22 protein-coding genes and 1 tRNA gene are annotated in these 20,429 nt (G+C 62.1%); 10 read left to right on the top strand and 13 right to left on the bottom strand.

Annotated features, from left to right (window positions below):
* Nucleotides 1–5: 5 nt before the first annotated feature.
* Both NKJ93_RS15790 and NKJ93_RS15785 read right to left on the bottom strand, forming a co-directional pair.
* A tRNA-Lys gene (locus NKJ93_RS15790) sits at nucleotides 6–81 on the bottom strand.
* Between the two features lie 105 nt (nucleotides 82–186).
* Complete coding sequence (locus NKJ93_RS15785) at nucleotides 187–1,092, bottom strand: PhzF family phenazine biosynthesis protein (protein ID WP_352590049.1); 906 nt, start codon at nucleotides 1,090–1,092, stop codon at nucleotides 187–189.
* 111 nt (nucleotides 1,093–1,203) lie between these two features.
* On the opposite strand from NKJ93_RS15785, the gene NKJ93_RS15780 reads away from it, so the two are divergent.
* From NKJ93_RS15780 to NKJ93_RS15765, 4 genes are all read left to right on the top strand, one after another.
* Nucleotides 1,204–2,490, top strand: coding sequence for an efflux RND transporter periplasmic adaptor subunit (locus tag NKJ93_RS15780; RefSeq protein WP_352590047.1), 1,287 nt, complete (start codon nucleotides 1,204–1,206; stop codon nucleotides 2,488–2,490).
* Between the two features lie 2 nt (nucleotides 2,491–2,492).
* Nucleotides 2,493–3,200, top strand: a complete 708-nt coding sequence (locus tag NKJ93_RS15775) for an ABC transporter ATP-binding protein (RefSeq protein WP_352495192.1) — start codon at nucleotides 2,493–2,495, stop codon at nucleotides 3,198–3,200.
* Nucleotides 3,201–3,202: 2 nt separating this feature from the next.
* Entirely contained in the window at nucleotides 3,203–4,420 is a 1,218-nt protein-coding gene (locus NKJ93_RS15770; protein ID WP_023720770.1) for an ABC transporter permease, read from the top strand.
* Between the two features lie 113 nt (nucleotides 4,421–4,533).
* Nucleotides 4,534–4,776 (top strand): hypothetical protein, encoded by a 243-nt coding sequence (locus NKJ93_RS15765; protein ID WP_023720771.1) that lies wholly within the window; start codon nucleotides 4,534–4,536, stop codon nucleotides 4,774–4,776.
* Here NKJ93_RS15765 and NKJ93_RS15760 read toward each other — a convergent pair.
* Entirely contained in the window at nucleotides 4,773–5,501 is a 729-nt protein-coding gene (locus NKJ93_RS15760) for a hypothetical protein (protein WP_023720772.1), read from the bottom strand. The two genes, NKJ93_RS15765 and NKJ93_RS15760, sit on opposite strands and share 4 nt — an antisense overlap.
* Before the next feature lie 7 nt (nucleotides 5,502–5,508).
* Nucleotides 5,509–6,621: an endonuclease/exonuclease/phosphatase family protein gene (locus NKJ93_RS15755; protein WP_352590044.1), complete on the bottom strand. Its 1,113-nt coding sequence runs from the start codon at nucleotides 6,619–6,621 to the stop codon at nucleotides 5,509–5,511.
* A gap of 187 nt (nucleotides 6,622–6,808) precedes the next feature.
* Here NKJ93_RS15755 and NKJ93_RS15750 point away from each other — a divergent pair, with 187 nt between their 5' ends.
* Both NKJ93_RS15750 and NKJ93_RS15745 read left to right on the top strand, forming a co-directional pair.
* Nucleotides 6,809–7,396: a BA14K family protein gene (locus NKJ93_RS15750; protein ID WP_352483023.1), complete on the top strand. Its 588-nt coding sequence runs from the start codon at nucleotides 6,809–6,811 to the stop codon at nucleotides 7,394–7,396.
* Between the two features lie 175 nt (nucleotides 7,397–7,571).
* The gene (locus NKJ93_RS15745; RefSeq protein WP_352483022.1) at nucleotides 7,572–7,856 is read left to right on the top strand and encodes a PilZ domain-containing protein; all 285 of its coding nucleotides are present in this window, start codon (nucleotides 7,572–7,574) and stop codon (nucleotides 7,854–7,856) included.
* An 11-nt stretch (nucleotides 7,857–7,867) separates the two neighbouring features.
* Here NKJ93_RS15745 and NKJ93_RS15740 read toward each other — a convergent pair whose 3' ends face one another.
* The 5 genes from NKJ93_RS15740 to NKJ93_RS15720 form a co-directional block, all read right to left on the bottom strand.
* Nucleotides 7,868–8,491 (bottom strand): hypothetical protein, encoded by a 624-nt coding sequence (locus tag NKJ93_RS15740; protein ID WP_352590041.1) that lies wholly within the window; start codon nucleotides 8,489–8,491, stop codon nucleotides 7,868–7,870.
* Nucleotides 8,484–9,005 carry a hypothetical protein gene (locus NKJ93_RS15735; protein WP_352590038.1) on the bottom strand — a complete coding sequence of 174 codons (522 nt, stop codon included), beginning with the start codon at nucleotides 9,003–9,005 and terminating at the stop codon, nucleotides 8,484–8,486. Before NKJ93_RS15735 ends, NKJ93_RS15740 begins: the two co-directional genes overlap by 8 nt.
* A 472-nt stretch (nucleotides 9,006–9,477) precedes the next feature.
* A complete protein-coding gene (locus NKJ93_RS15730) occupies nucleotides 9,478–10,470 on the bottom strand; it encodes a DUF3592 domain-containing protein (RefSeq protein WP_352590035.1) in 993 nt (330 codons plus the stop codon).
* A gap of 237 nt (nucleotides 10,471–10,707) precedes the next feature.
* Nucleotides 10,708–11,727, bottom strand: coding sequence for a ketol-acid reductoisomerase (ilvC, locus tag NKJ93_RS15725; RefSeq protein ID WP_352483016.1), 1,020 nt, complete (start codon nucleotides 11,725–11,727; stop codon nucleotides 10,708–10,710).
* Nucleotides 11,728–11,750: 23 nt separating this feature from the next.
* Nucleotides 11,751–12,404, bottom strand: coding sequence for a TetR/AcrR family transcriptional regulator (locus NKJ93_RS15720; RefSeq protein WP_023720781.1), 654 nt, complete (start codon nucleotides 12,402–12,404; stop codon nucleotides 11,751–11,753).
* Between the two features lie 156 nt (nucleotides 12,405–12,560).
* Between NKJ93_RS15720 and NKJ93_RS15715 the strand changes: the two genes are divergently transcribed.
* Nucleotides 12,561–12,989, top strand: coding sequence for an anthrone oxygenase family protein (locus NKJ93_RS15715; RefSeq protein ID WP_023720782.1), 429 nt, complete (start codon nucleotides 12,561–12,563; stop codon nucleotides 12,987–12,989).
* Nucleotides 12,990–13,026: 37 nt separating this feature from the next.
* Here the strand turns inward: NKJ93_RS15715 and NKJ93_RS15710 are convergent, their stop codons facing one another.
* On the bottom strand, nucleotides 13,027–13,479 hold the full coding sequence (locus tag NKJ93_RS15710; RefSeq protein ID WP_352495188.1) for a MarR family winged helix-turn-helix transcriptional regulator: 453 nt from the start codon (nucleotides 13,477–13,479) through the stop codon (nucleotides 13,027–13,029).
* Between the two features lie 100 nt (nucleotides 13,480–13,579).
* On the opposite strand from NKJ93_RS15710, the gene NKJ93_RS15705 reads away from it, so the two are divergent.
* Both NKJ93_RS15705 and NKJ93_RS15700 read left to right on the top strand, forming a co-directional pair.
* Complete coding sequence (locus NKJ93_RS15705) at nucleotides 13,580–13,885, top strand: Rieske (2Fe-2S) protein (RefSeq protein ID WP_352495187.1); 306 nt, start codon at nucleotides 13,580–13,582, stop codon at nucleotides 13,883–13,885.
* A gap of 1 nt (nucleotide 13,886) precedes the next feature.
* Nucleotides 13,887–14,612 carry a glutathione S-transferase family protein gene (locus NKJ93_RS15700; RefSeq protein ID WP_352590032.1) on the top strand — a complete coding sequence of 242 codons (726 nt, stop codon included), beginning with the start codon at nucleotides 13,887–13,889 and terminating at the stop codon, nucleotides 14,610–14,612.
* A 255-nt stretch (nucleotides 14,613–14,867) separates the two neighbouring features.
* Here NKJ93_RS15700 and NKJ93_RS15695 read toward each other — a convergent pair whose 3' ends face one another.
* Entirely contained in the window at nucleotides 14,868–15,278 is a 411-nt protein-coding gene (locus tag NKJ93_RS15695; RefSeq protein WP_023720786.1) for a winged helix-turn-helix transcriptional regulator, read from the bottom strand.
* Between the two features lie 136 nt (nucleotides 15,279–15,414).
* Between NKJ93_RS15695 and NKJ93_RS15690 the strand changes: the two genes are divergently transcribed.
* Nucleotides 15,415–16,305 (top strand): SDR family oxidoreductase, encoded by an 891-nt coding sequence (locus NKJ93_RS15690; RefSeq protein ID WP_352590029.1) that lies wholly within the window; start codon nucleotides 15,415–15,417, stop codon nucleotides 16,303–16,305.
* A 41-nt stretch (nucleotides 16,306–16,346) separates the two neighbouring features.
* On the opposite strand, the gene NKJ93_RS15685 is transcribed toward NKJ93_RS15690, so the two are convergent.
* Both NKJ93_RS15685 and NKJ93_RS15680 read right to left on the bottom strand, forming a co-directional pair.
* Entirely contained in the window at nucleotides 16,347–18,266 is a 1,920-nt protein-coding gene (locus NKJ93_RS15685) for a potassium transporter Kup (protein ID WP_352483013.1), read from the bottom strand.
* 158 nt (nucleotides 18,267–18,424) lie between these two features.
* Nucleotides 18,425–20,338, bottom strand: coding sequence for a potassium transporter Kup (locus NKJ93_RS15680; RefSeq protein WP_352483011.1), 1,914 nt, complete (start codon nucleotides 20,336–20,338; stop codon nucleotides 18,425–18,427).
* Nucleotides 20,339–20,429 lie beyond the last annotated feature (91 nt).

Here is a 20,429-nt window from a genome sequence, read left to right as displayed (position 1 = left end):
ATTTTTGGTGGGTGCGCACAGGATTGAACTGTGGACCCGCTGATTAAGAGTCAGCTGCTCTACCAACTGAGCTACGCACCCACTCGGCCGGAAAAACCGGCGTTGGCGGGCATATAGCCGCCGACATCCGCCATGTCCAGCCCTGCCGATTCATTTACCGACAAATTGCCCAAGTGCCGCACATGGTCAGATGAAAAGCCTGCCTTCCGCCACCTTGACCGCATGGCCGCCGATGCGGGCGGCCGTCAGTTTGCCACCTTCGACATTCAGTTCGAGGCGAATGCGCGAAGGCCGGCCCATCTCCAGCCCCTGCTCGATCCACAGTTGTGAAACGCCGTCGGTCGGGCCGTCGAAATGCATGATCGCGCCGGCGAACGCGGCCGCCGCCGAGCCGGTCGCCGGGTCTTCGTAGGACGGATTGCCGGGCACCATCATGCGGACATGGAAGGCACTGTCGTGGTGCACCGTCTCGCGGCAATAGACATAGGGGCTGGCGAAGGCCCATTCGCTTTTGCGTGGTGCCAGTTCCGACCACGCCTGGTTGTCCAGCCTGATCCGGGCAGCCGCCTCCAGATTAGCGACGGGGATGGTCACGTAGGGCACGCCCGCCGACCAGAATGAAACGCGGTGGTTCTCGAAGCCGATCTCGTGCGGCCCAAGGCCAAGGGCCGCGCCGATGGCCTCGCGATCGGCCGACAATTCCAGCTGCGCCGGCAGTTTTGCCAGGTCGAACTCGGCGAAGGTCGAACCATCGTGCTTGCTGACAGCGCAGCGCACCGGGCCGATATTCTCCTCGAGCACGAAGATGCCGGCGGCCTCTCCCGCCATTTCGGCGAGCGCTATCGCCGAGCCGACAGTTGGGTGGCCGGCGAACGGCATTTCATAGTCAGGCGTGAAGATTCGGATGCGGGCCCGGTGCTTCGGGTTGTCGGGCGGCAGCACGAAGACGGTTTCGGACAGGTTGAACTCGCGCGCCACCGCCTGCATCGCCGCAACGTCCAGCCCGTCGCAGTCGAGTACCACGGCCAGCGGATTGCCGGCCAGCCGGGTGGTGGTGAATACGTCGTAAAGCAAGTAATTCCGCTTCTGCATTTCAGTAAGTCCTCTGCCTCATTCCCAACATGAGCGAAATTTAATTTGAATTTTGAACCATTAGGCCTGATTTGTGCACTGATGGGACATCACTGAACATAGGGGTCCGGCGTGGACCAGATTGTCAATCTGCCAAAGACGGATTCCACTTCCGCCATCGAGACGGCGCTCGGGCTTGACCACCAGGGCCTGAAGACAAAACGCCGTCGCGGTTGGCTTTACGCGGTGTTCGCACTGCTTGCCGTCGCCGCGGCTTTTGCCGGCTATGAGTGGTACGCGGGCTCGCCCGCCAAGATCGAGTATACCACGACACTGGCTGCCATGGCCGATCTTACCGTCGCGGTTTCGGCTACTGGCACGCTGCAGCCCCTCACCCAGGTCGATATTTCCAGCGAACTCTCCGGCGTCGTCCGCTCGGTCTCGGTCAACGAGAACCAGCTGGTGAAGAAGGGCGATGTGCTGGCCGCGCTCGACACTGCCAAGCTGGAGGTCCAGATCGAGCGCGCCCAGGCCTCCGCCAAGGCGGCGAGCGTCGAGGACGCCACCGTGACCCTGGCCGAAAACGAAAAGGGCCTGGTGCGCGCGGCGCAATTGACCAAGCGCGGCATGGCGACGGACCAGTCGCTTGAAGCGGCAACCGCCACGCGCGACCGCTCGAAGGCGGCGCTCGATATCGCCAGAGCCAACCTCGCCATGGCCAATGCCGATCTCAAGGCGCAGCAGACGGATCTTGCCAAGAGCACCATCTACGCTCCCATCGACGGCATCATATTGACGCGCTCGGTCGACCCCGGCCAGACGGTCGCCTCGTCGCTGCAGGCGCCGGTGCTGTTCGTCATCGCAGCGGATCTGAAGAACATGGAGCTGAAGGCTGCGGTCGACGAGGCCGACATCGGCGCCGTCAAACCCGGCCAGCATGCGCGCTTCACCGTCGATGCGTTCCCTGAACGGCCATTCGACGCCGAAATCCGCGACATTTCCTATGCCTCGGTCACTACCGACGGCGTCGTCACTTACGATGCAAGGCTGGATGTCGACAACAGCGAGCTTCTGTTGCGGCCCGGCATGACCGCCACCGTCTCGGTCGTCACCAAGCAGGCCAAAAACGTGCTAACCGTGCCGTCCATCGCCTTCCGCTACCGGCCGGCGCAGACGGCGGAGCGCGGTTGGAGCCTCACCGACCTGTTCACTGGCCGCATGGGACGCCCCGGAGGCAACCGCCAGCGCCAGGCGGCGACGAAGCCCACCGACGGCTCGCGCACGCTCTACGTGCTGGAGAATGGGCGGCCGCATCCGGTCAACGTCAAGGTCGGCTCGACAGATGGCGAACTGACCGAGATCGTTTCCGGCCTCGAGGAAGGCGCGCAAGTCATTACCGCCTCGCAGCAGAGGAGCTGATCGTGGCATCCGGCGCGACCCTCATCGGCTTCGACAAGGTCTGCAAAAGCTATGGCCAGGGCGAAGCCCGGGTGCATGCGCTGGCCGGCGTCGACCTCGCCATCAGGCGCGGCGAATTCGTCGCCATCATGGGCCCGTCCGGCTCGGGCAAATCGACGGCCATGAACATCATTGGCTGCCTCGACACGCCGACGGCCGGGACCTACAGCTTCGAAGGCATCGACGCCGGCCGTCTCGACCGCAACCGCCGTGCTCAGCTGCGCAATCTTTATGTCGGCTTCGTTTTCCAGGGCTATAATCTGTTGCCGCGCACCACGGCGGCCGAGAATGTCGAACTGCCGCTGATCTATCGCGGCGTCGGTGCCCGCGAGCGCCGCGGCCTGGCCATGCAGGCACTTGCCGAGGTCGGCCTTATCGGCCGCGAGCATCATACGCCGGCCGAGCTGTCCGGCGGCCAGCAGCAGCGCGTGGCGATCGCGCGCGCCATCGTCACCAGGCCGACGCTGCTCGTCGCCGACGAACCGACCGGCAATCTCGACACCGCCCGCACGCACGAGATCATGGAGCTCCTGACGCAGTTGAATACCGAGCTCGGTCTGACCATCGCGATGGTCACGCACGAAGCCGATGTTGCCGGCTGTGCGCAGCGCACGATCCGTTTCCTCGATGGCCATGTCGCCTCGGACACAGCCAATCTCGAGATGGCCTAGCCATGATCTGGGAAACCGTTCGCCTCTCGCTCCGCTCCATCCGCCGCAACGTGCTGCGCTCGTTCCTGACACTGCTCGGCATCGTCATCGGCGTCGCCGCCGTTATCGCCATGCTGACCATCGGCTCGGGCACCACCGAGAAGGTCAAGTCCGACATTTCCAAGCTCGGCAGCAACCTGCTCGTCATTCGTTCCGGCCGGCCGGCCGGACCCGGCGGCCCGGGAGGGCTCGACCAGGTGGTCCGGCCTCTTGCCGACAAGGACTTCGCCGCGCTTGTCGCGCACCTGGACGGCGCGCGCGCCATCTCGCCGGCGTCGCAAAAGCAGGTGCGCGTCATTTTCGGCACCGAAAGCCTGACCTCGGGCGTCACCGGCACCGACAGCGCCTATCTCGATGCCCGCGACTGGAAGCTGGTCTCGGGCCGCCCCTTCAGCGATTCGGAAACCCGCTCCGGCACCGGCGTCTGCCTCGTCGGCGAGACGGTGCGCCAGCAGTTCTTCGGCGCCGGCGATCCCGAAGGCGAGATCATCCGCGTCAACCGCACCTCCTGCAAGATCATCGGCCTGCTCGAACCGAAGGGCTATACCGGCTTCGGCCAGGACCAGGACAATGTCGTGCTGATGCCGCTTGCCGCCTATCAGCGTCGCATTGCCGGTAATCGCGACATCGACTCGATCTATGTCGCCGCCGACGACCGTACGCTGACCACGGTGCTGCAGCAGCGCGTCGAGGACATCTTGCGCGACACACGCCGCATCACGCCCGACCGTGACGATGATTTCTCGATCCGCGACATGACCCAGATCGCCGATGCCATGGCCAGCGCGACCACCACCATGACTGGCATGCTCGGCGCCGTCGCCGGCGTCAGCCTGCTCGTCGGCGGCATCGGCATCATGAACATCATGCTGGTGTCGGTAACCGAGCGCACGCGCGAGATCGGCATCAGGCTCGCCATCGGCGCCCACGAAAAGCATATCCTCATCCAGTTCCTGGTCGAGGCAACCGTGCTGTCGCTGCTTGGCGGCATCATCGGCATCCTGATCGGCCTGGCGCTTGCCGGCCTTGCCTCGCTGACGCTGACGATCCCGTTTGCGCCAAGCCCGGCGGTCATCCTGCTTGCGGTCGGCTTCTCCGCGCTGATCGGAATGGTGTTCGGCTTCTTCCCGGCGCTGCGCGGCGCACGGCTCAACCCCATCGACGCGCTGAGATATGAGTAGGCGTTGCAGCAAGTGTCGCCTCCAGACGCTGCCGATTTTTTATGCAACCTGCCCTTGTCGCAGCACATTCTGCAATGATAACAATGCTGTTGGGGACTAAGGGGGAACAATGGATGAGCAAGAAAGCGCGACTGGCTCTGGCGATTGTGATCGTCGAAGCCGCCTTGGCAGGGCTTTGGTGGAATTTGATCCTTTATGGGATGGAGAATCCCGATCGCGTCACCGCTGACTTCCAGCAGGTAATTGGGCAGACGATGGGAACGGCGATGGGGGCGCTCCTGGGTCTCGGCGTGCTGTTGTATTTTGTCGCCGCCCGCAACGACCGCAAGGCTATTGAAGGCAGGCTACGACGTTAGAGTCGGAAGCCTTGCTCGCTCGCAAAGTGCCATTCGATCAGCGGTCTCATATGCGGCATCAGCCCGTCCGGCAGATCGGCGGCATTGCGGATGATGACGGGGCCTTCGATTTCAGGCTCTGACTCGGCGGCGACGAAAGCGCTGATCCGCTGTGCCAGGTCGTCGGCGGAGGCCGTCTCGCGGTAGCGGCGAAAGATCACCGTGCCGCTTGCCGTCGACAGGGCGTAATGGTGCCTGCCGCGTGCCGCGCCTGATAGGTCGAGGCCGGTCTCTTCCCGCACCTCGCGGATCATGTTGAAGTCGACGTCGACAAGGCCGTCGTGGAAATCGGTTGGCTCGAACGAACCGGCGGCGAAGTAGACGCGCCCGGCATTGACCGTATGCGGCGCCATGCGGATCGCCACCAACGCGTTGTCGCCGGCGACCAGCATGGCGTGCGCGTAGGCATGTTCGGCGCCAGGCACCTGCCTATTGCTGCGCCAAAGCATGAAGGTCGAATAACGCACCGCATGGCAGCGGCCGACGAGGCGATTGTCGCGATAGCTGAGAGCGGAAAGCAGCACCACGGTGCCGTCAAAAAGCGCCGGCTTGGCTGCGGTCTCACGCCGCCAGTTTGCGGCGATCGCCTCGGCATTATCGCGCTCGAACGGATGTGGGCCGGGATCGAGCCTGACGTCGATGGCATCGACCGGCAGGATGACGTTGCGCGGCAGGTCGAAACTCACGCGTGTCTCACGCCATGTCGAGGGCAATTGCTACCGGGCAATGGTCGGATGCCTTAGGCCGGTCCCACCCGGCGCGTGGAAAGCGCTCGACCTCCTGGCCCGCCGGAAATATGGTCCGCCAGGGCTGGCCGTTGCGGATGATATCGGGAACGGCGGTGGCGTTCTGCCTGGCTAGCGCCCTCGACAAAAGGATGTAGTCGAGCTGGCAGAGATGCCGCTCTTCCGGTCCGCGCGTGTGATAGAAAGTCCAGCGATCCATTTCCGGCCGCCGCTCGACCGCGTTTTCGCAAAAACCGCCGGCAGTGAGCACGTCGATGCAGGACCGGGTCTCGTCGATGACCTCGAAGCGATAGCCGTCGACGGCATCGCCGGTAATCTTCACGCGTTGCCGGTAGTCGTTCATGTCGCCGCAGATTGCCCAGCGCTTGTCGGCGGCATGGTCCTTGCCGAAGCGCTCCTCGATGATCCGGCGCACCGCTTGCGCCTCGGCGATGCGCAGCGGCATTGTCGCCTCGCGGCCGTCGAGGCCGTTGCGGGGCGAGCCCATCGACTTGAAATGCACGAGATAGAGTGTCAACGGCGCGCCAGCCACAGTCAGATCGACTTCCAGGCAGTCGCGCCGGAAGATGCGCTCATGGGCCTGGTGACCGAGCGCTGCCAATTCCGCCGTGTGCAGCCCGAATTGCTCGAACGTGACATAGGCGTAGCTGGTCATGCGCACGAATTCGATCGGCTGGCCCTGCGCGGTCTCGTTGCGCATCATCACGGCGACGTCGATGCCGCGCGAATCATTGCCGGCGGTGGTGTATTTCTGCCGGTAACCTTGCCCCACCATCTTGAACAGATAGCCATATTCGAAGGCCCTCAGCGCCTCGATATTGTCGACCTCCTGCATGCAGATGATGTCGGCGCGGGTGGCCGCGATCGCCAGTGCCGTCAACTGCCGCGTGTCGTCGGACTGCGCGATCGCCCGCGCCTGCTCGAGCATCTTGTATTCGGCCTCGCTCTGGATGTCGAAAAGCGCCAGCGTGCGATCTTCGTTGAGCTGATTGCGGTATCCGGAATAATCAAACCTGTTCATCAGGTTTTCGACGTTGAATGTGGCAAGGCGCAGCGACATGGCTTTGACCTTTGCCCGCAAGCGCGCTCGAAAACAAGGGCGTAGAACCCAGGCGGCCCCGATTGACCGCGCGCTCGTCATGGTTGATGGAACCTTTTTTGTTCATCCTCCGTTCAGATGGAAAGTTCCATGAATGGGCTCTTCCCTGGGTATTCTGGGCGTGGGGCCTGAATCTTAGGAGAGTGCGATGAAACCGCTCTTTTTATCTTCCGTCAGATCCGGGCTGATGGCCCTCGGTCTGATAGCCGGCCTCTCGGCCCCCTCGCTTGCCGGGCCGATGCCCAAACCCCTGCTGCCGGTGGCGGGCAATGCCGCCGACATCGTGCAAATTCGTGAAGATTGGGCAGGCGGCAACGACAGGCAGATCTGGCGTTGGCGCCATCGCGGCTTTCGGCAATGGCACGGCGACAATGATTGGAGATGGCGGTCCAACAATTTCCGCGGCCGTCATTTTTCGAGACACTGGGACAATGGCGGCTGGGACGACAGCTGGCGTAGGCGCCATCATCGCCGCCATTACCGTGGCGGCTACTATGATGATGGTGGTGCGGGCGCCGCGATTCTTGGCTTGGGCCTGGGGCTCGGCCTTGGCAGCCTGTACAACAACTACAACTACTACGACGCGCCGCCACCGCGGCGCTATTACCGGACACAGCGGCTGTCCAGCGCGCATGTCCAATGGTGTTACAATCGCTACCGGTCGTACCGCGCCTGGGACAACACGTTCCAGCCCTACAACGGCCCGCGCCAGCAATGCTATTCGCCCTATAGCTGAGCACGCCGACAACAAGCATCATTCGGCGCCGTGCTTCGCGGCGCCTTTTTCTTTCAGCCAGGAATCGCGAAAATCGTCCAGCCTCCACCAGCGATAACGCTATTTTTATCAGCCAGGTCTAATAATCCTCCCGATCAGAACGCCCGAGACGCGAAAGATCGCTGGATTGCGTACGATGGCCGAGGACGAACAGAGGGACAAACGCCGGCAGCGCGTCTTGAAGGGCGCGGCGATCCTGACCGGCATGACCAACTCCGAGGTCACATGCACGCTGCGCAACATGCATGCCGGCGGTGCCGAATTGAAGGTCTCGATCGACGCGCGCGTGCCCGATGAGTTCCTGCTCTACGTTCCAACCGACGGCATTGCCTACAAGGCGGAGGTCCGCTGGCGCCGCGAGGACCGAATTGGGGTGATGTTCACCGGCACCGAACCAAAGCCCAGCTGGCACTACGGTTGAGGTTCCCGGCCCTATCCGGGCGGCAGGACTTGCAGTGTCTGCTCGTCAAACAAAGGCTCATCCTGGCCGACGCGAACGAATAGAAGCTTTCGCCGTTCGGGTGATTGCAACTCGAAATACTGAATGCCGTCCGGGGCTTCGCCCCATTCGCCGCATGGCGGTTCGCCGACCTCGTCAGGGTCTGCAACGGCTTTCAATTCACTGAGATAAACGGCATCGGGACTGAAGACATACCGCAGGGTGCCCGTGGGCGTGACCCCTTCGGTGTAAGGCATGAGCACGCAACGTGTGCTGACAGCCTTCTCGGTCTTCTGCGAGTATATTCGCTGCAACGCGGCGCCAGCGGCCTCGCCCGGCAGCATATCGAAGACTTCGACGACGGGATCGGCCGGCCCGCCATCGCTGTATTTGATGGCAAGAGCATTGCCGCCAAGCTCGAAATGGATCTGGCGGAATCCGAAATCACAGCGCTGTACCCAGGCAGCCAGCCCGACATCTCTGTCCGCCAGCCGTTCCCAGGTGCATTTGTCGACAGGCGGACGCGACGGCTTGCTTTGGTCGGCACGCGCCCCGATGGCCATGGCCAGAAGGACCGGCAGGGCGCAGATGCAGGCCGGCAGTCTCTTGCTATTCATCGCTGCAACCCGTCAAGGTAAAGGCATCCCAGGCTGAACCATCGGGGTTGGCTTTGGCGAAATCGGGCCATTCGGTAAAAATCGCGCCAAAGTCAGGCAGCAGCAACCCTGTTGGTGCCGGCGAGGCTTCGAGGGAGCTCAACTGCTCGGCACCGCCTGCGTTGAACGCATAGACCTGCCCATCCCACACTCTGCACAGCCCGGTGCCGTCCTCGAGACCCGCCTCACGATCGTCGTCGTTGCAGGTGTGCCGAATCGTCCCCACAGGAAACGAGTACTTGCCATTGGTCCAGGTGATGTCCGATGGCAGGCGAATGGGGGTATTGGGCACGATCAGCGAAAAGACCTCTGTCGTCAGCGCGGCCGGTTCGCGGTCGATGGGCCGGAACTGTATCGTCGCTCCCGAACGCGGCTCGCGATAGGTCGCGTGGCTGAGCGAACATTCTGTCGCGTTCGCTGCTTGCAACAGGCTCAGCATGCTCAGAAAAATAGCTGCTGCTTTGCGGATGATCATTTGAGTCCCTGGAGCAGCAGCATTGTGAAGTTTAAGCATCGATGCTTTAGCATGGCCCGAGGCCCGGTCGAAAGAAAGAAATCGATGATGCGAAATCTCTTGATGCTCATTTCGATCTTAACATTTTCGTGCGGCAGCGCCTTTGCCACGGAACCCTATGTGGGCACATGGTCCGGGCACAGATCGAACTGTACCGCCGTTGCGGATGTTCAACGCCAGACTGTTTACGCGTTGTACCGCGACGCCCTGTCGGTCCCTGCTCTCGGCTGCGAACACGCAATGTTTCTCGAGACGCCCACGGGCTGGGTGGCGCGGGCCAGCCAATGCTACGGATCTGACCCGTCGGTCGAAGAGCCGTTCTCTCGGGTCATCCATATTGTTGTCGACGGGGCGACGGTGAGATTGACATGGCCTGGCTTCGACAGCGGAGTTCTTGTCAGATGCTGACGACAGGTGCCTTCTTCCGCTGGATCTAGGACGGCAGCTTCAAAATGACGCCTACCAGAAGCGCGGCTCCACCGAGGAAGCCAGCGGCGCAGACCCACAGGAGCCAAAGCCCGCTCACCCTGCATTCGAGAACCGCTGCAGCTGGGTTGGCGGGGTCGTAGTGGACCTCGACCTTGTCGCCCTCGAGGTAGCGCTGTGATTGACCGCTGACGAGGCTCGGCAGCGACGCCGTCACGTTTGCGCCGCAAGCGATGCGATCGGCGGCGTAGCGCTGGCCGGCAACGCTATAGCTGTAGACGATGCGGGATTTGAAAACTGTGCGCCAAGGCCGATAGCCGCCTCCGGACCTGTCGCGGGTCTCGAATTTCTGCAGGCCCGAGGCGTCGATGCGTCCTGCCGTGATGGGCCATTTGGCCGCCTGTTCCGCAAGTGACTTCTGGGCAAAGCCCATGCGCAGGACAAACAATCCCATGAAAAGCAGCAGGGCCGCGGCGCCGAGGTTCTGCGGCTTGGGCAAAAACGGCCGGATCGCTTCCAGGACGCCGCCAACGGAGAAGACCAATACCAGCGCGCCAACCACCAACCCGGCCGAAAGCTGGACCATGAATTTGAAGGAACCGTCGGGCATGGTGCGTTCGATCACGGCCTTGGCTGGATCGGCCGGATTGTAGAAGACGGTTACGCCGGCCCCGTTTGGAAATTTCGCAAGGGTTTCCGCCACCGCAAAGTTTCCAAGGTTCTCCTGCACGCTGTAGTGCGAACTGCGAAACTTCTTGCCGTTCACCTTGTATTCGAAGGTGATCGCCGGGAAGTTGCGCATCTCGGTCGACCCTCTGCTGTCCGAACCGGATCCCGAACTGGTCACCTCGCGAGCCTCGACCCGCGACGAGATGATCTTTCCCTGCGTCGGGGACCAGCGGCTGGCCGCCCTCACCTCCCACCATTTCAGCAAGGTAACGAGGGACAGCATGCCGGCAACCGCACAGGCAAACCCGATCAACAGAAATTTGAGTTCCAACGCTCACCCCTTGGCCATTTTGTGCCATGCCCTGCACACGCATACCACGACAGCGGGAATAGCGCGCCTGCTGAGAAATCAACGCAAAAAGGCCGGCGGATCGCTCCGCCGGCTTTCTTGATCGACAATGAAATTGCGATCAGTTCTTGGCCTTGTCGACCAGCTTGTTCTTGGAAATTCCCACGCGCCCGCAGGGCGAAGCCCGAGGACGCGTAACGAAACGAACGTGGATTTCCTTCAGTTCTTGGCCTTGTCGACCAGCTTGTTCTTGGAAATCCACGGCATCATCGCGCGCAGCTTGGCGCCGACTTCCTCGATCTGGTGGCTGTCGTTGTTGCGGCGGATGCCCTTGAAGCGCGACATGCCGGCGCGGTATTCCTGCATCCATTCCGAGGTGAACTTGCCAGTCTGGATGTCCTTGAGCACGCGCTTCATCTCGGCCTTGGTCTCGGCGGTGATGATGCGCGGACCCGAGACGTATTCGCCCCATTCGGCGGTGTTCGAGATCGAATAGTTCATGTTGGCGATGCCGCCTTCATAGATCAGGTCGACGATTAGCTTGACCTCGTGCAGGCACTCGAAATAGGCCATTTCCGGCGCATAGCCCGCTTCCACCAGTGTCTCGAAACCGGCGCGGATCAACTCGACCAGACCGCCGCACAACACCACCTGCTCGCCGAACAGGTCGGTCTCGCACTCCTCGCGGAAATTGGTCTCGATGATGCCCGAACGGCCACCGCCGACGCCGCAGGCGTAGGAGAGCGCCAAATCGAGCGCATTGCCCGAAGCGTCCTGGTTGACCGCGACCAGGCACGGCACGCCGCCGCCCTTCTGGTATTCGCCGCGCACCGTGTGGCCCGGGCCCTTTGGCGCGATCATGACGACGTCGACCGAGGCTTTTGGCTCGATCAGGCCAAAATGCACGTTGAGGCCGTGGGCGAAGGCGATCGCCGCGCCGTCGCGGATGTTCGGCGCGATCTCTGATCTGTAGATGTCGGCCTGCAGCTCGTCGGGCGTCGCCATCATCATCAGGTCGGCCCATTTGGCGGCATCGGCCACACTCATCACCTTGAGCCCGTCGGCCTCGACCTTCTTCGCGGTCGCCGAGCCGGCCTTGAGGCCAATGGCGATATCCTTGACGCCGGAATCCTTGAGGTTGAGCGCATGCGCCCTGCCCTGGCTGCCATAGCCGATGATGGCAACCTTCTTGCCTTTGATCAGGTTGAGATCGGCGTCGCGATCGTAATAGACACGCATTTTTCTTCCTTCCCGTTTTGAATTCAGAGGCCCTGCGGCCCGGTTTTTGCCCCGTAAAGAGCGAGAAACTGCTGCGTCGCCCGGACGGCATCGCCGCCGATCGCCGCATCAGTCAATTCCAGCCGGTCGCCGAGCAGCAGGCGGATCTGCACGTCGCGGGCGACCAGCCCGAAAAAGGTGCGGAAAGCCATCTCAGCGTCGGAAAACTCGAGGAAACCAGCTTCCTTGCCTGCCTCCAGCACCGGCTTCAGCCGCCTGGCCAGCGCGAAGCGGCCGTTCTCCAGCACGATGGCGCCGAGATCGTCCTTCCCCGAACTAGCATGGCCGACCGCCACCCGGTTCAGCGCGATCGAGGTGTCGCTCGAAATTACCCTGAGCCAGTCCGAAGCGAAGCGTTCGAGGCTCGCCGTCAGCGAGGCAAGATCGAGTCCCTTGCGGTCGACCGGCACTACCCGCACCTTGGACGCCTGCCATTGCACCGTTGCCGTCAACAGCCCGTCGCGATCGCCGAACCATTTGTAGAGCGTCTCCTTCGAGCAGCTCGCCCGCCGCGCCACGGCGGTCATGGTCAACTGATCGCCCTCTTCGACCAGCAGGCGAAGGGCGGCGTCGAGCACGGCCTTCTGCCGCTCCGTCAGCGTCTCGCTGGTGTCGATGTCGGTCACAGCGTGCAACACAGTCTTTCCTCAGGAGGCGAACTCACCCGCAGTTCAGATACGGACTCGACAGCGTACCGTACGTTACGGTTCGGCTTTATGGCGTATTGCCCGACCCGGCGCAAGCCTTTATTTCTGTAGCTTGCTCCATGCGGGGCATTACGGGAGACACGGATCATGCTCGCCGGATTGCTTGCCTTGACCGTTGCCGCTGTGTTTGCAGGCGCGGCTATCTACGTCAGCGTCGCCGAACAGCCGGCGCGGCTTCGCCTCGATGACAAAGCATTGCTGCAGGAATGGCAGCCTTCCTACAAGCGCGGCGCCGCCATGCAGGCCTCGATCGCCGTCATCGCCTGTATTCTGGGCCTCGTCGCGTGGTGGCAGACCGGCAATCTCGCTTATCTGGCCGGCGCCGTGCTGATCATCCTGCCTTGGCCATGGACGCTGCTGGTGATGATGCCGGCAAATCGGCTGCTGGAGGTGATGGACGCTAACACCGTCAATCCTGAGGCTCGGACAATGATCGTCAAATGGGGCAATCTGCATCTGGTCCGCGTCGGGCTTGGGGTTCTGGCGACATTGGCATTCCTTTGGGGCAGTGCCTGACCTCGCAGATCCGCGCCATCTTCGGCACGAAGGCGTGTCACGCCAGGGCGGGCGGATCTCGCAGGCGCCCAAGCAGAGCCGACAGCGTGTCCAGATCATCGTTGGAAAGCTGGGAGCCGACCAACTCCGATATCGAGCGGCCGTAGACGACCCACATGCGGCGGCGCGTCTCGCGCCCCTTGCCGGTGATGCGGATGGTTTGCCCGCGGCCGTCATCGGCAACTGGAAGCTTCTCGACCTGCCCGTCGGCTTCGAGCCGCGCCAGCAGCCGCGAGATGTTGTATTGCGCAAACAGGGTGCGCTCGGTGAGTTGGAACGGCCGCAATCCGCCCTCGCCCGCCTCGGCAAGCTCATGCAGCACGTCGTACCAGGCAAGCGGCGGCAGGCCACTGTCCTTCAGCGCGTCCTCGGCACTTTCCAACAACTGGCGCGAAACCCGCATCAGGCGGGCCCAGGCTTTGATTGCTGGAGGTGAAGGAATCCCGGTCATGATTACATCGTAGGCGATAGATGCAACTGCATCAAGCTTGACGATCGATGCAAATGCATCTATATAGATGCAATCGCATCAATCATGAAAGGCAATTCCGATGAAGCATGAAATCTGCAGGATCGCCGACATTCCGGAAACAGGCAGCCTGATCGCTCCGTTTTTCGGCCGCGAGGTCCATGTCTACCGCAGCGGCGAGCGTATCCGCGCCGCCGCCAACGTCTGCCTGCACTTCGGTGGCCCGCTCGACTGCAAGGACGGCAAGCTCGTCTGCCAATGGCACGGCGCCTCGTTCGACATGGCGAACGGTGATCGCCTCGAAGGCCCAGCGCCGAAGGGCTCCCGCCTGATGTTCCTCTCCACCCGCGTCGAGAACGGCGCCTTGAACTATGTCTGGGGAGAGTGAGATGACCGACAAGCTCATCCTCGTCAGCCACCATCTTTGTCCCTATGTGCAGCGCGCGGCGATTTCGCTTCGCGAAAAGGGCGTGCCGTTCGAGCGCATCGCCGTCGATCTCGCCAACAAGCCTGCCTGGTTCAAGGCGATATCGCCGCTCGGCAAGGTGCCGCTGCTTCGCGTTGAGCATGACGGCCAGGAAACGGTGATCTTCGAATCGCTCGTCATCCTCGAATTCCTCGAGGAAACCCAGCCCAATCCGCTGCATCCCACCGATCCCTATGCCCGTGCCCGACATCGCGCCTGGATCGAGTTTGGCTCGGCAATCCTCAATGCCATCGGCCGCTTCTATTCAGCGCCTACGGAAGCCGCGTTGCTCGCCGAAAGCGAGGCGCTATCGGCGATGTTCGATCGCCTGGAAGTGGAACTGGCGAATGGCGCGGTTGGGCCGTGGTTCGCCGGTGAGCGCTTTTCACTGGTCGACGCGGTCTACGGGCCGATTTTCCGCTATTTCGACGTCTTCGACCGGATCGGCGATTTCGGCATCCTGGACGGAAAGCCGCATGTCCAGGTGTGGCGCGAGGCGTTGCGCAAACGCCCATCCGTGAAGGACGCGGTCGCTCCCGATTATCCGCAACGCCTCCATACATTCCTACAGGCGAAGGGCTCGCACCTTTCGGAAATCATCCGCCGAAACGATCCGGCCACCGGGCTTCCGCAAGCCCGATCGGCTTGAATGGATTGATCACAGTGCCGGTAATCATCGAGGCAAGGATATTCGTTTCCGGCGGAATGCTTGCCACTGGCCACCAGCCTGTCGCGGACGCAAGCCTCCAGCGCAGTATCGATACGTCCGTTCCGATGAGCGCGTAACTGATCGCCGCGCCGGCAATCGCGATGTCCAGAGAATTGCCCATTTGCCCGACCCGACCCAGGCCGGACAATCCTTCAGCGTTGTCGCTAAATCAAGCCGCTGTCTCGGCCTTGAGACTCAGCCTTCGGCAGCATCGAAAACCTTCCGCGCCTCGCGTACAGCGCCGTGATTGAGCTCGGCCCATTGGATCAGCTGGTGCAAGGGTCCAAACATCGAGCGCCCGAGATCGGTGAGGCTGTATTCAACGCTCGGCGGTTTGGTCGGAAAAACCTCGCGATGCACATAGCCGTCGCGCTGCAGATCGTGCAGCGTCTGGGTGAGCATGCGCTGTGAAATATCGGGCACGAGGCGCCGCAACTCGCCAAAGCGGTACGGCTTCTCGGCCAAGGCCTCCATCAGCAGCGAACTCCATTTGTTGCTTATGCCCTGGATCACGTCGCGAACCGGGCAATCCGCAAGGTTTCCGCCACCGCTGCCTGCTTTGTAGATCTCGAGCTTCGATCTCAGATTGACGATCTTGCCGTCCATGGCTGGTTCCCTGGCTGTGCCTACCTCCCGCAAAACTGCCTTCTTTACGAGGATGGGTCAATTCCTATTTTAGTGCTGGTCTCTTTTTGAGACTAACATATGCACCCGCCGCTCCGGCGCAACGTCAGGACCTTTCATGACCGACACCCTTCTCGTCACCGGCGCCTCCGGCCAGCTTGGCCGCGGCGTCATCAATCATCTGCTTGACACGCTCAAGGTCTCCCCTCAGCGCATCATCGCCGCTACCCGCAATCCGGAAAATCTGGCCGATCTGGCAGCCCGAGGCGTCACCATCAGGACGGTCGACTTCGACGACACCGCATCGTTGGCCAGTGCATTTACCGGCGCCGACAGGGTTCTGATCATTTCGACAAACGAGCTCGCCATTCCGGGCAAGCGCCTGAAGCAACATGAGACCGCGGTCGCCGCCGCAAAAAGCGCGGGTGTTTCGCATCTGCTCTACACATCGATGCCCAATCCGGAGCCAGGATCGCCGGTGCTGTTTGCGCCCGATCACCACGGCACCGAGCAGGCGATCAAGGCGAGCGGTATCCCCTCCACCATCTTCCGCAACGGCTGGTATCAGGAGAACCTGTTCCTGGCGCTGCCGCACGCCATCGCCTCTGGGCAGTGGTACACGTCCGCTGGAGACGGCCGCATTGCCCACGGCGCGCGCGACGATATGGCTGCCGCGATTGCCGCCGGCCTCGCTTCGAGCGCAACCGAAAGCACGACATACACGCTGACCGGCCCCAAGGCCCACACGATGGCCGAAATTGCAGCCCTCGTCACCGAGATCACCGGCAAGCCAATCGACGTTGTCCAGCTTTCGGATGAAGCGCTGACCGAGGGATTGAAGGCAGCCGGCGTTCCCGAGGCTTTCGCCCCCGTTATCGTTTCCTTCGATACCAACACCCGCTCCGGTCGCATCAGCATGGTGACCGACGCGGTCGAGACGCTGTCCGGCAGGAAGCCGCAGCCGCTGAAGCAATTTCTTGAAGCAAACAAGGCGGCTCTGGTGAGCTGAGCCTCACAATGGCCGTGCCCTCAAGGGGCACGGCCGTTTGTTTAGATAGCCACCTGCGTCCCGATCTCGACGACGCGTCCGGTCGGGATCTGGAAATATTCCGTCGCATCGGCCGCCGAGCGCGCCAGCCCGATGAACAGCTTGTCCTGCCAGACCGGCATGCCGGAATTGGGCGATGCCTTGAGCGAGCGCCGCGACAGGAAGAAGGATGTCGTCATGATGTCGAACTTCCAGCCCTGCTTGCGGCAGATCGCCAGCGCGCGCGGGATATTGGGCTGCTCCATGTAGCCGAAGGTCAGCGTCACCCGCATGAACAGCTCGTTGACCGTCTCCATCTTGACGCGCTCGCTGTCGGGCACGACAGGCTGCGGCGCCGTCACCACCGAAAGGATGACGTTCTGTTCGTGCAGCACCTTGTAGTGCTTGAGGCTGTGCATCAGCGCCGTCGGCGCACTCAGCGGATCGCTGGTCAGGAACACTGCGGTGCCCGACACCAGATGCGGCTTCTTCTTCAGCAGATTGCCGGCGAGGAAATCCAGCGGGATCTCGTTCCGGCGGGTCTTTTCGAACAAATAGCGGGTGCCGCGGATCCAGGTCCACATGGTCAGCACAATAACTGCGGCAATGGCAAGCGAGGACCAGCCCCCTTCAAACACCTTGACTATGTTGGCTGCAAAGAAGCCGGTATCGACGAAGGCGAACACCGCCATCAAGGCGACCGCGACGCCGAGCGGCCATTTCCAGATGCGCGTCATTACAACAAAAAGCAGTATGTTCGTCACCAGCATGTTGCCGGTCACCGAAATACCGTAGGCCGAGGCCAGGCGGCTGGATTCGCCGAAGCCGACCACCAGCAACATCACCACCAGCGCCAGCATCAGGTTGATGCGCGGCAGATAGATCTGGCCCGACTGTTTTTCCGACGTGTGCTGGATGACGAAACGCGGCAGCATGTTGAGCTGCACCGCCTGCCTGGTCAGCGAGAAAGCGCCGGAGATCACCGCCTGGCTGGCGATGACGGTCGCCGCCGTCGCCAGCACGACCATCGGAATAAGCGTCCAGCCCTGGTTCATCTCAAAGAAGGGATGGCCGACAACACCGCCATTTGCGAGCACGAAGGCACCTTGCCCGACATAGTTGAGCAACAGACAAGGGAACACAATTGCCAGCCAGGCGAGCACGATCGGCTTGCGGCCGAAATGGCCGAGATCGGCATAGAGCGCCTCAGCGCCGGTGACGGCGAGGAAGACCGCACCAACAGTGACGAAGGCGACGTCGGGCGAGTTGACCAGGAACGACACGATGTAATGCGGGCTGATCGCCAGCAGGATTTCCGGATCGGCGATGATGTGGTTAATGCCGGAAAGGCCGATGGCCAGGAACCACAGCGCCGTGACTGGCCCGAACACCAATCCTACGCCGCCGGTGCCGAACCGCTGTACCGCAAACACGATCGCCAGGATGGCCAGCGTCAGCGGCACCACATAGGGCTGGAATGTCGGCGTGACGACATTCATGCCTTCGACCGCCGATAGTACCGAGATCGCCGGCGTAATGACTGCGTCGCCGAAAAAAAGCGCCGCGCCGACAATGCCGATGCCGAGGATCACCGCCGAGCGCGTCGGGAAACTGTTGCGCGCCAGCGCCATCAGCGACAGCACCCCGCCCTCGCCGCGATTGTCGGCACGAAGCACGAACATGATGTATTTGATGGTGACGGTGATCGTCAGCGACCAGATGATCAGCGAGAGTACGCCCAGGATGTCGCCACGGTTGGCGACGTTGCCGCCGGCTGATGCATGCAACGCCTCTCGGAATGCATAGATCGGGCTGGTGCCTATATCGCCGTAAACCACACCGAGTGCGCCCAGCATCAGCACCTTGGTGCTGTGCTGCTCGACCTCAGAATGGCTCGATTGTTCGACAGGTTCTGCCTCATTACCAGCATTGGCAAGGGCCATGGACGACACTCCGATAAGCGGGCGGTGCTCTACGCTTGCTGCGCTGCAATATCAAGTGCCGTCACGTAATGGCTCCGTCCCGATATTGCGAGTCGTCCACGACTTGGCAGACTCAGTCCCATCGGCAGACTACCTGGAATGTCGCAACGGACACGTTTTTAAATAGCCACCTGCGTCCCGATCTCGACCACGCGTCCGGTCGGGATCTGGAAATATTCCGTCGCATCGGCCGCCGTGCGCGCCAGCCCGATGAACAGCTTGTCCTGCCAGACCGGCATGCCGGAATTGGGCGAGGCCTTGAGCGAGCGCCGCGACAGGAAGAAGGATGTCGTCATGATGTCGAACTTCCAGCCCTGCTTGCGGCAGATCGCCAGCGCGCGCGGGATGTTGGGCTGCTCCATATAGCCGAAGGTCAGCGTCACCCGCATGAACAGTTCGTTGACCGTCTCCATCTTGACGCGCTCGCTGTCGGGCACAACCGGCTGCGGTGCCGTCACCACCGAAAGGATGACATTCTGCTCGTGCAGCACCTTGTAGTGCTTGAGGCTGTGCATCAGCGCGGTCGGCGCGCTCAGCGGATCGCTGGTCAGGAACACTGCGGTGCCCGACACCAGATGCGGCTTCTTCTTCAGCAGATTGCCGGCAAGGAAATCGAGCGGAATCTCGTTCCGGCGGGTCTTTTCGAACAAATAGCGGGTGCCGCGGATCCAGGTGGACATGATCAGCCCCATGGCGCAAGCGACTGTTATCGAGACCCACCCGCCTTCGAGGATCTTGACGATGTTTGCGAGGAAAAATCCGGTATCGATCGTGCCAAACAGCAGTGTGAGCGCCGCCGCCAGTGCAAGCTGCCATTTCCACCGGAACCGCATCACGACAAACAGCAGGATGGTTGTCATCAGCATTTCGCCAGTCACCGAAATGCCATAGGCGGAAGCCAGCGAACTCGAACCGCCAAAGCCGACCACCAGCAACATCACGCCCAGCGCAACCACCAGATTGACGCGCGGCATGTAGATCTGGCCGGATTGCATTTCGGACGTATGCTGCACCTCGATGCGCGGAAGCAGATTGAGCTGCACCGCCTGGCGGGTCAGCGAGAAAGCGCCGGAGATCACCGCCTGACTGGCGATCACGGTCGCTGCCGTGGCCAGCCCAACCATGGGCATCAGCGCCCAATCAGGCAGCATCTGGAAGAATGGATTGGTGGGTTTGCCGCCGTTGGCCAGAACGAACGCGCCTTGTCCGAAATAGTTGAGGAGCAGACAAGGGAACACCACGGAAAACCATGCCAGCACGATCGGCCTGCGCCCGAAATGACCGAGGTCGACATAGAGGGCTTCGGCCCCGGTGACCGCCAGGAACACCGCCCCGACCGTGACGAAGGCACCGGTGGGCGTATTGGCCAGATAAGCGACCGCGTAATAGGGATTGATCGCCAGCAGGACCGACGGGTCGTCCAGCAGATGGTACACCCCGGCGGCGCCGATCGCCAGGAACCACACTGCCGTCACCGGTCCGAACACGGCCGCCACCCTGCCGGTGCCAAAGCGTTGCACGGCAAAAAGCATTGCCAGGATGACCAGCGTGATCGGAACCACATAGGTTTCCAGCGTCGGGGTCACCACTTCCAGGCCTTCGACCGCCGAAAGCACGGAGATGGCCGGCGTTATAATGGCGTCGCCGAAAAACAGCGCCGCGCCGCACAGCCCGATCCCCAGGATGAGCTTGGCTCCATTGGGATAAGCGCTGCGCGCAAGCGACATCAGCGACAGCGTGCCGCCCTCGCCCTTGTTGTCGGCTCTGAGAACGAAAGCGACGTACTTTATCGTGACGATGATCGTCAGCGCCCAGACGATAAGCGACAGCACGCCAAGGACGTCGTTGCGCGCTACCGGTCCCGACGATGCGTGCAGCGCTTCCCGAAATGCATAGATTGGGCTGGTGCCGATATCGCCGTAAACCACGCCCAGCGCGCCCAGCATCAGCACCTTGGTGCTGTGCTGCTCGACGGTGGAGTGGCTGGATTGCTCGATGGGTTCTGCCTCGCTACCGGCGTGAGCAAGGGCCATGGACGACACTCCCATAGACGTGCGGTGCTCTATGCTGCGGGGTGGAAAGGACGCGCTGCCATGCCGGGAACGCACGGCCTATCGGCTCGCC

This window comes from Mesorhizobium sp. M0028 (genome assembly GCF_040323855.1).
Classification (GTDB): Bacteria; Pseudomonadota; Alphaproteobacteria; order Rhizobiales; family Rhizobiaceae; genus Mesorhizobium.
This window is presented reverse-complemented; position numbering and strand designations above follow the sequence as displayed.